Source organism: Pseudomonas sp. NBRC 111139 (assembly GCF_001753955.1).
Taxonomy (GTDB): Bacteria; Pseudomonadota; Gammaproteobacteria; order Pseudomonadales; family Pseudomonadaceae; genus Aquipseudomonas; species Aquipseudomonas alloputida.
Genome location: NZ_BCBP01000062.1, coordinates 1 through 12,131, shown reverse-complemented (window position 1 = coordinate 12,131; position 12,131 = coordinate 1). Strand labels below are relative to the sequence as shown.

Here is a 12,131-nt window from a genome sequence, read left to right as displayed (position 1 = left end):
AAGCCGGTCTTGCATTTACGGCGCTACGGGCATAGCGTTCGGAAGTTTTCTTTTCCGTGCCCAGGAGCAACTCCATGTACACCGGCATCGTCCAGGCCGTCCGCCCTCTGCTTGATGTGACCACCTACCCGGGCCACAACCAATTCACCATCGACCTCACCCCGGAACTGCTCGACGAACTGAAAATCGGTGCCAGCGTCAGTGTCGAAGGTACCTGCCTGTCCGTGACCGAAATCGATGGCAGCCAGGTCAGGTTCGACGCCATGACCGCTACCCTCGAACGCACCAATCTGAGCAGCTTCAAGCCTGGCCGGAGCGTGAACATCGAACGCTCAGCGAAGATGAACGCCGAAGTCGGCGGCCACCTGATGGCCGGCCACATCGCCACCACCGCCGAGATCGTCGAGCTGTCGATCAAGGAAACCGGCGCCTTCATCAAGTTCCGCATGCCGCCGCGATGGGGCAAGTACGTGTTCCCGCGCGGTTTCATCGGGGTCAATGGCTGCAGCCTGACGGTCGCTGACGTGGAGGATAACGTGATCACCATCAACCTGATCCCGGAAACCCTGCGTCAGACTACCTTCGCCAGCTACCACACAGGTGAACTGCTCAACATCGAGGTCGACCACCAGACCATGGTGCTGGTCGATGTGGTAGAGCGCACCATCAAAGGTACCCTGGCCCGCGAAAACCTGTTGCCCTGAGGCCTGCACATGCTCCCTAACGCCCTCCCCGCGCGCACAGCCAGGCGTTTGCGCCTGCAGGTAATGCGCGGTCGCGTCGGCCTTGGCCTGGTCGCCGCCCTGTCGGTGCTGGCCGGCATGACCGATGCCATCGGCTTGCTGGCACTGGGCGATTTCGTGTCGTTCATGAGTGGTAACACCACACGCCTGGCGGTGGCCATCAGTGAAGCTGACCTGGCCCTTGTGCTACGCCTCAGTGGCGCCGTACTGGGCTTCGTTGCGGGCAATGCGCTGGGTGTGCTCCTGGCTCGCGGATTGCGCCGTCGAGCCTGGCCGGTGCTGTTGGTGGTTGCCGCACTGCTGGCTTTCGCGGCAGCGTGGCCGTTGCCGGCCACCTTCCCTGCGCTGTTGGCGGCCACGCTGGCCATGGGCATGATCAATGCGGTCGTGGAACAGGTGAATGGCCTGCCCATTGGCCTGACTTACGTGACGGGCGCCCTGTCGCGTTTCGGCCGCGGCCTGGGGCGTTGGCTGCTGGGCGAGCGGCGCAATGGCTGGCGGGTCCAGTTGATACCTTGGGCCGGGATGTTGCTGGGCGCCGCGCTCGGCGCCTGGTTGCAACAACACCTGGGCCTGCAGGCGCTGGCCGGCAGTTGTGCGCTGGCCTGCGTGCTGGCATTGGTATCGCGGTTCATACCGCGTTCCTGGCAGCGTGGCTACATGCCGCGCTGATCATTCGATACGCGGGTGCTGCTGTGCCAGTTTTTCGCGCTTGGCTTCCAACTCGGCGATCTGCGCATCGATGTCCTCGATCTTCTGCTCGATGTTGTCGTGGTGCTCCTGCAGCAGTTCACGCGCCTCTGCGATGTCTGACGCCGCAGGGGCGGCGCCGCGCAGGGGCTTGTTGGCGGTTTCCTTCATGGTCAGGCCGGTGACCAGGCCGACAGCAGCGATCACCATCAGGTAATAGGCCGGCATGTACAGGTCGTTTGTGGTCTCCACCAGCCACGCAGCGAGGGTTGGGGTAAGGCCGGCGATCAGCACCGAGATATTGAAGGCGCTGGCCAGGGCGCTGTAACGGATGTGCGTGGGGAACATGGCCGGCAGCGTCGAGGCCATGACGCCGATGAAGAAGTTCAGCAGCACGGCAATGATCAGCAGGCCGGCGAAAATAAGCCCAAGCACCCCACTGTTGATCAGCATGAATGCCGGAATGGCCAAGGCCAACAGCCCGACACTGCCGACGATGATGAACGGCCGTCGGCCAAACTTGTCGCTGAGCAGACCGATGATCGGCTGCACGAACAGCATGCCGACCATGATCGCGATGATGATCAGCACGCCATGGTCTTCGCTGTAGTGCAGGTTGTGCGACAGGTAGCTGGGCATGTAGGTAAGCAGCATGTAGTAGGTGACGTTGGTGGCGATTACCACGCCGATGCAGGTCACCAGGCTGCGCCAGTGCTGGGTGGCCACCTCCTTGAACGACACCTTGGGCCCGGAGGCCAGGCCTTCACGATCGCCCTGTTCCAGCTTGTCGACGTGCTGCTGGAACGCAGGGGTTTCTTCCAGCGCATGGCGCAGGTAGAGGCCGATGATGCCCAGCGGCAGGGCCAGGAAGAACGGCAGGCGCCAGCCCCATTCGAGGAATTGTTCTTCACCCAGCACCGTGGAAATGAGCACCACCACCCCTGCGCCCAGCACAAAGCCGGCAATCGAACCGAAATCCAGCCAGCTGCCGAGAAAGCCGCGCTTGCGGTCTGGCGCGTACTCGGCAACGAAGATCGAGGCACCGGTGTATTCACCACCCACCGAAAAGCCCTGGGCCATCTTGGCCAGCAGCAACAGGATGGGCGCCCAGATACCAATGCTTGCATAGGACGGTATCAGGCCGATGGCGAAGGTGCTCAGGGACATGATCACGATGGTCGCGGCGAGGATTTTCTGCCGCCCGAACCTGTCGCCCAAGGCGCCGAAGAACAACCCGCCAAGGGGCCGGATCAGGAACGGCACCGAGAAGGTGGCCAAGGCCGCGATCATTTGCACGCTGGGGTCGGCGTTGGGGAAAAACACCTTGCCCAAGGCATAAGCGACGAAGCCATATACCCCAAAGTCGAACCACTCCATGGCGTTGCCCAGCGCGGCGGCCGTGATCGCCTTCTTCATCTTGGCGTCGTCGACGATGGTGATGTCCTTCAGGCCGATTGGCTGGACGCTTTTCTTGCGAGGTTTCATACCCGTATCCCTGTCGATGAATGCTCTAAGGGATCAGATACAACGGGACACTAAATAATTCAGCGCTTACTGTTTTTTTGTGTGTTTGCGGCACCCCCCAACGGCGCCCAAAGAAAAGCCGCTGCAATGGCAGCGGCTTTCATGCCCAAGGCCTGGCTTCAGATACCTTCGCGCGCCAGGTCCATGGCGAAGTAGGTCAGGATCAGGTCGGCACCGGCACGCTTGATTGCGCCAATGCTTTCGCGCACCACCCGGCCTTCGTCGATGGCACCGGCCAGGCCACCGAACTTGATCATCGCATACTCGCCACTCACCTGGTACGCCGCCAGTGGCAGGCGCGAAGCGGCGCGGATGTCGGCGATCACATCAAGGTAGGCACCGGCCGGCTTGACCATCAGCACGTCCGCGCCTTCCTGCTCGTCGAGCAGCGATTCGCGCACCGCTTCGCGGCGGTTCATCGGGTTCATCTGGTAGCTTTTGCGGTCACCCTTCAGTGCAGTGCCACCGGCCTCACGGAACGGGCCATACAACGACGAGGCGAACTTGGTCGAGTAGGCCATGATCGCGGTGTCGTGGAAGCCGGCACCGTCCAGCGCGCTGCGGATAGCCTGCACCTGGCCGTCCATCGCCGCCGAGGGGGCAATGAAGTCGGCACCGGCAGCAGCGGCGATGACGGCCTGCTTGCCCAGGTTGGCCAGGGTGGCGTCGTTGTCCACGCCATGGTCATGCAGCACGCCGCAGTGACCGTGGCTGGTGTATTCGCAGAAGCAGGTGTCGGACATCACCACCATTTCCGGCACGGTGTCCTTGCAGATACGCGACATGCGCGCAACCAGGCCGTTTTCGTTCCAGGTGTCGCTGCCATCGGCATCCAGGTGGTGCGATACGCCAAAGGTCATCACCGACTTGATACCGGCGCGGGCATAGCGCTCGATTTCCTGGGCCAACAGTTTCTCGGGGATACGATTGACACCGGGCATGCTGGTGATCGGCACGAAATCATCGATGCCCTCTTCGACGAAGATCGGCAGGATCAGGTCTTCAAGACGGAACTCGGTTTCCTGGAAGATCGTGCGCAGGGACTCGTTCTGGCGCAGGCGGCGGGGACGAACGGACGGGAATTGGTTGGACATGACAGCTCCAGGGAATTTGAACGGCGTATACCTTATGCCTGTCGCGCGCCAGTGAAAAGGCTAAATGACGAGATTGTGTCTTGCGTCAATGGCAACGGCCGGGGTTTGCCTGTGTTGGCCTCTTCGCGGGCAAAACCGCGCCCACAAATCCCGTAGGTGCGGGTTTACCCGAGAAGAGGCCGGTACAGGAATAAATTACTGCAGCCAGGGCGGTGTCACCTCCTCTACCTTGGCCGGCCCATGCTCGGCCTCGGCGCGTGCTGCACGGCGGCGAGCGTCGTCCATCCGGGCGGCGTCGATCTCGCGCATCACCCCGGTTACGTCAGCTTCATGTTCATCATCCTCGAACACCCCGGTCAACGGGCTGTCGGGCAGCAACTCGCCGGCCTCGTACAACGCCCACATCTCCTGCGCATAGCGGGTGCTTTTCAGCTCCGGGGCAAAGCGCCCGAAATAATGGGCCATGTTGTCCACATCGCGCTGCAGCATGCTGAAGGCGTGGTTGTTGGCGGCTGCATCCACTGCCTGCGGCAGGTCGATGATCACCGGCCCGTCCGGGCCGAGCAGCACGTTGAACTCGGACAGGTCGCCATGCACCATTCCGGCGCACAGCATCAGCACGACCTGGCGAATGACGAAGGCGTGGAACGCGCGGGCATCCTCCGCTTCCAGGTGTACGTCGTTCAGCCTCGGGGCCGCATCGCCATCGGCATCGGTGACCAGCTCCATCAGGAGCACACCGTCCTGGAAGTCGTAAGGCTTGGGCACCCTCACACCTGCGGCGGCCAAACGGAACAGCGCTGCCACTTCGGCGTTCTGCCAGGCATCTTCAGCTTCTTTGCGGCCGTACTTGCTGCCCTTGGCCATGGCCCGGGCCTGACGGCTGTTGCGTACCTTGCGGCCCTCCTGGTATTCGGCGGCCTGGCGGAAACTGCGCTTGTTGGCTTCTTTATAGACCTTGGCGCAGCGTACCTCGCTGCCACAGCGCACCACGTACACAGCGGCTTCCTTGCCACTCATCAACGGCCGTAGTACTTCGTCGACAAGGCCGTCTTCGATCAACGGTTCGATTCTTTTAGGTGTCTTCATCAGGCTGCGTTCAGGGTCCTGGCTTTGTTGGCGGACATCCTCTCACAGCCTGATGCGACTTGCTCGTCTGTCTTCAGGCCGGACGAATCAGGCGCCCTGCCCTACGCCAGCCACGGCCCCGCCGCGTGCCCGGCGCCGGGTCACCAGCACCCCCGAGCACACCACCAACACCGCCAGCACCATCGTCGAGACCACTTCCAGGCGATGATCCGGACGGAACAGCATCAATACCAGTACGCCGCTGATGAACAGGATCACGCCCCAGGTCAGCCACGGGAACAGCCACATGCGGTAACCCAGTGTCTTGCCCTGTGCCGTCAGGCGCTGGCGCAGGCGCAGCTGGGAAATGGCGATGACCAGATACACCAGCAAGGCAATGGCACCGGAGCTGGCCATGAGGAAGCCAAACACCTGAGCCGGCACCAGGTAGTTGGCGATCACCGCCAGGAAGGCAGCCCCCGTCGACAACAAGACTGCCACCACGGGTGTACCACTGCGGCTGGTTATCTGGGCACAGGCCGGGGCATCACCCCGGCGGCTAAGCGAATAGACCATGCGCGAGGCGGTGTACAGCGACGAATTGAGGCAACTGGTCACCGACGTCAGCACCACGAAGTCGATGATGGCCTTGGCATTTGGCACGCCGAGGGTGTCCAGCACCGTGACATAAGAGCCTTCGGTCGCCAGGCGTGGGTCGGTCCACGGTACCAATGCGATGACGATGAAGATCGACAGGATGTAGAACAGCGTTATCCGCCAGATCACCGAATTGGTGGCCTTGGAAATATGCTTGCCCGCCTCGTCGGATTCAGCCGCAGCGATGGTCACCACCTCGGCCCCGAGGAACGAGAACATGGTGATCAGCATCGCGCTCAGCACCGCACCAAAGCCGTTGGGCATGAAGCCCCCCGTATCCCACAGGCGCGAGACGCCGCTGACGCCGGACCCCGGCAACAGGCCGAAAATGGCGCAAACACCCAGGGCGATGAAGCTGACGATGGCCACCACCTTGACCAGTGCCAACCAGAACTCGAACTCACCGTAATTCTTCACGCTGAACAGGTTGGTGGCCGTCAGCAGCAACGTGATCACCAACGACAACACCCAGATCTCCATCTGCGGGACCCAGGAGTTGATGATGGTAGCGGCGATATTGGCCTCGATCGGAATGATCAGCACCCAGAACCACCAGTACAGCCAACCGATGGTGTAACCGGCCCATTTGCCGATGGCGAGGTCAGCGTAGGTTGAGAACGAGCCGGTGTCCGGGGAGGCAACCGCCATTTCGGCCAGCATGCGCATCACCAGCACCACCAGGCCGCCCGCCAGGATATAGGCCAGGATGGTGGCAGGCCCCGCTTCGGCGATGGCGCGGCCAGAGCCGACAAACAGCCCGGCGCCGATCACGCCGGCAATGGACAGCATGGTGACATGCCGTGATTTCAATCCATGACTCAAATTGTTCTTGTGGGTTTGCATGGTGCTACCTTGTTGTTTTTGTCATGCCCACGCGGGGGCCGCCGGCTGCACGTCACCGACGCAGGCGCGAAAAAGCCCGCCCTGCCCTGAATGGTGAGCAGGGCAGTACGGGTTGAGTAAAACGAAACCGCAGGAGGTGTTACCGGGGTGTCAGCTGGCAGCCCTCTGGTTGGCCGACAGGTCGGCCTTGGGGAAGCTGCCGCCCTGCAGGCCGACCTGCTCGCACACCTTCTCGACGATGTAGGCGCCGATCGGGATGGCCGAGGTAGCAGCTGGCGACGGTGCGTTGCACACGTTGACACTGCGTGCGGTGTTGACGAACAGGAAATCGTCGATCAGCTTGCCGTCGCGCGACACCGCCTGGGCACGCACGCCGGCCGGGTAAGGTGTGAGGTCGGCTTTGGTAATGCTCGGGCAGTACTTCTGCACCTGCTTGAGGTACCCGCCCTTGAACAGCGAGTTCTTCATCTCGATCAGGCCCGGGCGGAAGTTCTTCGCCAGCACCTTGAGGATGCCGGGCGTGGTCAGGGTCTGGAACAGGTCGCTGGGGCTGACATCGGTCTTGCGGTAGCCCTCGCGCTTCATCGCCAGCACGGCGTTGGGGCCTACGGTGACGGTGCCGTCGATCATGCGGGTCAGGTGCACCCCCAGGAAGGGCATCGACGGGTCGGGAATCGGGTAGATCAGGTGGTTGACGATCTGATTGTGCTGCTTGGGCAGCAGGTAGTATTCGCCACGGAACGGGCAGATCACGAATTCGGTACGCAGACCGAGCATGCTCACCACGCGGTCGGCCATCAGCCCCGAGCAGGTCACCAGGAAACGGCTGCGCAATTCATCGCGCTGGGTGCGCACGATCACTTCATTTGCCTGTTCCTGCAGGCCAACCACTTCTGCGCCATAGCGGATTTCGCCGCCGGCACGCTGGAACTCTGCGCCCATCGCAGCGGTGACCTGGGCGTAGTTGACGATGCCGCTGGACGGCACGAAGATGCCCCCCATACCGACGATGTTGGGCTCACGCTCGCGCAACTCGGCAGCCGACAGCCAGTAGCGTTCCAGGCCATTGGCCGCCGTGCGCTCCCACAGCGCCTTCATGCGTTGCATTTCCAGATCGTTGGTGGCGACCAGCAGCTTGCCGCACTCATCGAAATGAATGCCGTGCCGGGTGCAGAAGGCTTTGGTCGCCTTGTTGCCTTCCAGGCAGAAGCGCGCCTTGAGGCTGCCGGGGGTGTAATACACGCCGGCGTGGATCACGCCACTGTTATGGCCGGTCTGATGGCGGGCCGGGCCGGACTCTTTCTCCAGCAGGAGAATCTTCGCGTCCGGGTAGACCTTGATCAGGTGCATGGCCGTGGACATGCCCACAATCCCGCCGCCAATAATGATGAAATCGTACACAGCCTTACCTCACACGCAGGCATTGCCTGGCAGGCTCACCAAGGCCCGCACGGGGCCTGGTGGCATTGTTTTGTGCAAAAACGCGTGGGCGAGCGCCCGCCCCGCGCCCTGTCATTATTGCCCGCGCTGGTACAGCGGCTTGGGGAAGGCGACGTAACCACGCTGGCGCATCAGTTCGCGGCGCAGGCCCTCGTGCGGGGTGAAGCGATCGCGGCCATGCAGCCAGAACAGGTTGTTGATCAGCAAGAAACTGCCTACGCCTACCGGTACCGAGACCTTCTTGCCGCTGCCTTCCAGCGACTCGGACAAGGCGTTCAGCCAGATACCTTCCTCGTAGTTTTCCGGCTGCACGAACTGGTCAATGTAGCGCATGGTCGGCCGGCCTTCGGTATCGGTGTCGAATACCGAATGGAACACATCTTCGGCAACCTTTTTGCTCGGCGGTGCGGTCCAGCGCATTTCGCGACGGGCCATCGGGTGACGGAAGAACGCCTCGCACTGCTCCCAGTCGTCCAGGTGCAGCAGCAGCGAGTTGCCGCCTTCCATGTTCTTTTCGTCGATCTTCAGCATCAGCACATAGTCGGTGATCTGGTTCACGAACGTACCGTCGTTGTGCAGCTCCATCACACGGTGCGGCTGGCGCAGGTAGCTGTCGGAGTTGTCGCTGTTGACCACCACGAAGCGCGCATAGAACTGGCCACTCATGGCGTCATAGTTGGAACGGCCGATCAGGTGTGCACAGGCGGTGGTGAACTTGACCATGTCTTCGGCCTGGCTCACGTCGTCCAGGCCGATCGGGGTAATCAGCATGCCACCTGTGGCGCGGTCGAGGATGGTGTTGAGCAGCACCGGGCGCAGCGTGCCCTGGCACAGCTCGTCAAGGATTTCGCCTACGCGAAAACGCAGGAACGACTTGTACTCCAATGCCTGCACCGGCCATTGGGCAACGGCCTGCACGAACGCTTCGACGGTTTCCCGGGCAAAGGTCAGTTCAAGCAGGCGCGGCGACTGTTTCGAGGGGGCGATGGTGTAGCCCTGCGGTTCGAGCGGCAGTGGCATGACAAGTTCGTCGATCTGCGTAAAGGCGTTCATGGCAGTGTCCTGGCTAAAAAAGTTGGTGGCGCCGTCCGGTCATGACCTGGATCAGTGCGGGCGAGGTAAAAATATCGCCACTAACTAAAAATGTCTACATTTTTATGTTTCAGCGACACTAACCGCGTTTGTCCATTGTTTTTCGTCGGCAGAGGGTTTCGGTATGATCGGCAAAACGTTTTGAGGAACAGGATCTTGGAAGCGCTCGCCCCCCGACAAAACTCAGCATTCAGCGGGTATGAGAGGCTCAAGAAGGACATCATCCGCGGGGTGTTCAAGCCCGGTGAAAAGCTATTGATGAGCGCCCTCAAGGAACGCTACGACCTGGGTGTGGGCCCGCTGCGCGAAGCACTGTCGCAACTGGTGGCCGAGCACCTGGTCAACGCGATCAGCCAGAAAGGCTACCGGGTAGCGCCCATGTCGCTGGATGAGATGAACGACATCTACGACGCCCGCGCCAACCTGGAAGCGATGATCATTGCCTTGGCCATCGAGCGCGGCGACGACGCCTGGGAGGCGTCGGTGCTGGCCCACTCGCATACCTTGGCCAAGGTGGTGGAAGTGAAAACCCGCGAGCAGCGGCTGGATGTGTGGGACGAGCGGCACAAGGCGTTCCATACTGCCATTGCCTCGGGCTGCGGCTCCAAGCACCTGCTGCAGGCACGCACCTACCTGTTCGACCAGGCCGAGCGCTACCGCCACCTGTGGCTGACGCAGACGGTGTTTTCCGAACAGGCGCTGGCGCTCAAGCGCCAGGAGCATGCGGCACTGGTCGAGGTGATCCTCGCCCGGGATGCCAAAACTGCCAGCGCCATGATGCGCTCGCACCTGATGACACCGGTACCGATCATTGCGCAGATCATGCATGCCGAAGGCATCGGTGCCCGCTAGATGAATTTTTCTTAAATCGCCGGTTGTCTATTCTTTGGCACAATCAGATCTCCATTAGATGCCCAGGAACCAGCATGCCTCGCGTACTGACCATCGAAGACGACGCCGTCACCGGCCAGGAAATCGTCGCCGAACTTACCAGCCACGGCCTGGAAGTGGATTGGGCCGACAATGGCCGTGAAGGCCTGGCCAAAGCCATTGCGGGCGGCTACGACCTGATCACCCTGGACCGCATGCTGCCCGAGGTCGACGGCCTGACCATCGTCACCACCCTGCGCAACCTCAAGATCGCTACGCCGATCCTGATGATCAGCGCCCTCTCCGACGTCGATGAGCGGGTGCGCGGCCTGCGTGCTGGCGGGGACGACTACCTGACCAAGCCGTTCGCCTCCGACGAAATGGCTGCGCGAGTCGAGGTACTGCTGCGCCGTAACAGCGTCCCCATGACCCAGACCCGCTTGCAGGTTGCCGATCTGCAGCTGGACCTGATCAGCCACGAAGCGCGCCGCGGTGACAACACCCTCAACCTGTTGCCCACCGAATACAAGCTGCTGGAGTACCTGATGCGCCACAGCGGCCAGGTGATCACGCGGATGATGATTTTCGAGGAGGTCTGGGGCTATCACTTCGACCCGGGCACCAACCTGATCGACGTGCACATTGGCCGCCTGCGCAAAAAGATCGACTCACCCGGCCAGTCGCCGCTGATCCGTACGGTACGGGGCTCCGGCTATGCCATTGCTGAACCCGTCTAAAGGCTGGAGCTCTTCGACCAGCCGCCTGCTGGCGCTGTACAGCTTTCTGTTCGTGGCCTGGAGCAGCATCCTCATGGGGGTGCTGTACTTCGAGGTATCCAGCTACCTGAACAAACTCACCCGTCACTCCATGCTGCAACGCCAGCACCTGTTCGCCCACATGAGCGGCAAGCAACTGGACGACGCCCTGATTGCCAGCCAGGCCTTCGAGGAGCGCAGCTTTGACGCCTACGGCCTGTTCGATAGCCAGCTCAACCCGATTGGCGGCACCGTGCGGGCCTTGCCCCCAGAGCTCAGACTGGACGGCAAGATCCATGAATTGGAACGCTGCCTGGATGCCGACGACCCACGCATGCCCCGCGACAGCTGCGACGCGGTGGCAATCAAGGTACAGGATGGCCGGTGGCTGGTGCTGGTGCGTGACAATGGCTCGTTGTTCGTGGTTACCCGGATCATCCTGCACGCCCTGCTCTGGGGCATCTCGCTGACCCTGATCCCGGGTTTTGCCGGTTGGTACCTGCTACGGCGCAGGCCGCTCAAGCGTATACGGGCGATCCAGGCCCAGGCCGAACTGATCGTCGCCGGCGACCTGACCCACCGCCTGCCACTGTCGGCCCGCCGCGACGAACTGGACATGCTTGCGGCGATCGTCAATGCCATGCTCGACCGTATCGAACGGCTGATGCATGAGGTCAAGGGTGTATGCGACAACATTGCCCATGACCTGCGCACACCGCTGACCCGTCTGCGCGCCCAGCTGTACCGTATTCGCCAGCAAAGCGACGTGGATTCTGCGCAAGCCGAAGCGCTGGACCAGGCCATCGGCGAAACCGACACCTTGATGGCGCGCTTTCGCGGGTTGTTACGCATCAGCGAGCTGGAAGACCGCCAGCGCCGCGCCGGCTTCGTCCAGCTTGACCCGCATGAACTGCTGGTAGAACTGCACGATTTTTACCTGCCATTGGCCGAAGATGGCGGCATTCATCTGCAATTGCACCAACCTGCGCAGCTACCGGCACTGCACGGCGATCGCGAGCTTCTGTTCGAGGCGTTGGCGAATCTGGTGGGCAACGCGATCAAGTTTACGCCCGAGGGTGGTCGGGTGCGCATAAGCGCCACGCTGGATGACAACGGCGTGCACATGGCGATCGAGGATAGCGGGCCAGGTATTCCCGAAGAAGAGCGGACGGCCGTACTGAAACGGTTCTATCGCAGCGATGAAGGCCACCGCCATGCCGGCTTCGGGCTGGGGTTGTCGATCGTGGCGGCAATCGTCGACCTGCATGGGTTCGGGCTGGAGATTGGCGAAAGCGAATTGGGTGGGGCCAGGCTGGTATTGCACTGCCCGCTTGCGGGCCTAGCGAAGTAAAAGC

The 12,131-nt window shown here is 61.9% G+C and carries 11 protein-coding genes; 5 read left to right on the top strand and 6 right to left on the bottom strand.

What is annotated here, in order from left to right:
* Positions 1-74 precede the first annotated feature (74 nt).
* The gene (locus tag BJQ17_RS23045) at positions 75-704 is read left to right on the top strand and encodes a riboflavin synthase (protein WP_003248093.1); all 630 of its coding nucleotides are present in this window, start codon (positions 75-77) and stop codon (positions 702-704) included.
* 9 nt (positions 705-713) lie between these two features.
* Positions 714-1,415, top strand: a complete 702-nt coding sequence (locus tag BJQ17_RS23040; protein WP_003248091.1) for a YoaK family protein — start codon at positions 714-716, stop codon at positions 1,413-1,415.
* Here the strand turns inward: BJQ17_RS23040 and proP are convergent, their stop codons facing one another.
* The 6 genes from proP to glaH all read right to left on the bottom strand — a co-directional run bounded on the left by proP (position 1,416) and on the right by glaH (position 9,112).
* Positions 1,416-2,918: a glycine betaine/L-proline transporter ProP gene (gene proP / locus BJQ17_RS23035; RefSeq protein ID WP_060544962.1), complete on the bottom strand. Its 1,503-nt coding sequence runs from the start codon at positions 2,916-2,918 to the stop codon at positions 1,416-1,418.
* 158 nt (positions 2,919-3,076) lie between these two features.
* Positions 3,077-4,051 (bottom strand): porphobilinogen synthase, encoded by a 975-nt coding sequence (hemB, locus tag BJQ17_RS23030; RefSeq protein WP_010953815.1) that lies wholly within the window; start codon positions 4,049-4,051, stop codon positions 3,077-3,079.
* A 195-nt stretch (positions 4,052-4,246) separates the two neighbouring features.
* Positions 4,247-5,140 (bottom strand): PA4780 family RIO1-like protein kinase, encoded by an 894-nt coding sequence (locus tag BJQ17_RS23025; protein WP_054888994.1) that lies wholly within the window; start codon positions 5,138-5,140, stop codon positions 4,247-4,249.
* Between the two features lie 87 nt (positions 5,141-5,227).
* Entirely contained in the window at positions 5,228-6,619 is a 1,392-nt protein-coding gene (gene gabP / locus BJQ17_RS23020; protein ID WP_012052530.1) for a GABA permease, read from the bottom strand.
* A gap of 150 nt (positions 6,620-6,769) precedes the next feature.
* The gene (gene lhgO, locus BJQ17_RS23015; RefSeq protein ID WP_003248081.1) at positions 6,770-8,020 is read right to left on the bottom strand and encodes an L-2-hydroxyglutarate oxidase; all 1,251 of its coding nucleotides are present in this window, start codon (positions 8,018-8,020) and stop codon (positions 6,770-6,772) included.
* A gap of 114 nt (positions 8,021-8,134) precedes the next feature.
* A complete protein-coding gene (gene glaH, locus BJQ17_RS23010) occupies positions 8,135-9,112 on the bottom strand; it encodes a glutarate dioxygenase GlaH (RefSeq protein WP_003248080.1) in 978 nt (325 codons plus the stop codon).
* Between the two features lie 195 nt (positions 9,113-9,307).
* Here glaH and csiR point away from each other — a divergent pair, with 195 nt between their 5' ends.
* The 3 genes from csiR (at position 9,308) to BJQ17_RS22995 (ending at position 12,127) form a co-directional block, all read left to right on the top strand.
* A complete protein-coding gene (gene csiR / locus BJQ17_RS23005) occupies positions 9,308-10,003 on the top strand; it encodes a DNA-binding transcriptional regulator CsiR (RefSeq protein WP_003248079.1) in 696 nt (231 codons plus the stop codon).
* Positions 10,004-10,077: 74 nt separating this feature from the next.
* On the top strand, positions 10,078-10,758 hold the full coding sequence (locus BJQ17_RS23000; RefSeq protein WP_003248078.1) for a response regulator transcription factor: 681 nt from the start codon (positions 10,078-10,080) through the stop codon (positions 10,756-10,758).
* Positions 10,736-12,127 carry a HAMP domain-containing sensor histidine kinase gene (locus BJQ17_RS22995; RefSeq protein ID WP_014859286.1) on the top strand — a complete coding sequence of 464 codons (1,392 nt, stop codon included), beginning with the start codon at positions 10,736-10,738 and terminating at the stop codon, positions 12,125-12,127. The genes BJQ17_RS23000 and BJQ17_RS22995 overlap by 23 nt, the downstream gene beginning before the upstream one ends.
* Positions 12,128-12,131: the final 4 nt, after the last annotated feature.

What these genes read in the sequence shown, in the direction of transcription:
- gabP (WP_012052530.1), bottom strand. Translation starts at nt 6,619, where the DNA reads ATGCAAACCCACAAGAACAATTTGAGTCATGGATTGAAATCACGGCAT.
- glaH (WP_003248080.1), bottom strand. Translation starts at nt 9,112, where the DNA reads ATGAACGCCTTTACGCAGATCGACGAACTTGTCATGCCACTGCCGCTC.
- BJQ17_RS23025 (WP_054888994.1), bottom strand. Translation starts at nt 5,140, where the DNA reads ATGAAGACACCTAAAAGAATCGAACCGTTGATCGAAGACGGCCTTGTC.
- BJQ17_RS22995 (WP_014859286.1), top strand. Translation starts at nt 10,736, where the DNA reads ATGCCATTGCTGAACCCGTCTAAAGGCTGGAGCTCTTCGACCAGCCGC.
- proP (WP_060544962.1), bottom strand. Translation starts at nt 2,918, where the DNA reads ATGAAACCTCGCAAGAAAAGCGTCCAGCCAATCGGCCTGAAGGACATC.
- BJQ17_RS23045 (WP_003248093.1), top strand. Translation starts at nt 75, where the DNA reads ATGTACACCGGCATCGTCCAGGCCGTCCGCCCTCTGCTTGATGTGACC.
- BJQ17_RS23000 (WP_003248078.1), top strand. Translation starts at nt 10,078, where the DNA reads ATGCCTCGCGTACTGACCATCGAAGACGACGCCGTCACCGGCCAGGAA.
- hemB (WP_010953815.1), bottom strand. Translation starts at nt 4,051, where the DNA reads ATGTCCAACCAATTCCCGTCCGTTCGTCCCCGCCGCCTGCGCCAGAAC.
- BJQ17_RS23040 (WP_003248091.1), top strand. Translation starts at nt 714, where the DNA reads ATGCTCCCTAACGCCCTCCCCGCGCGCACAGCCAGGCGTTTGCGCCTG.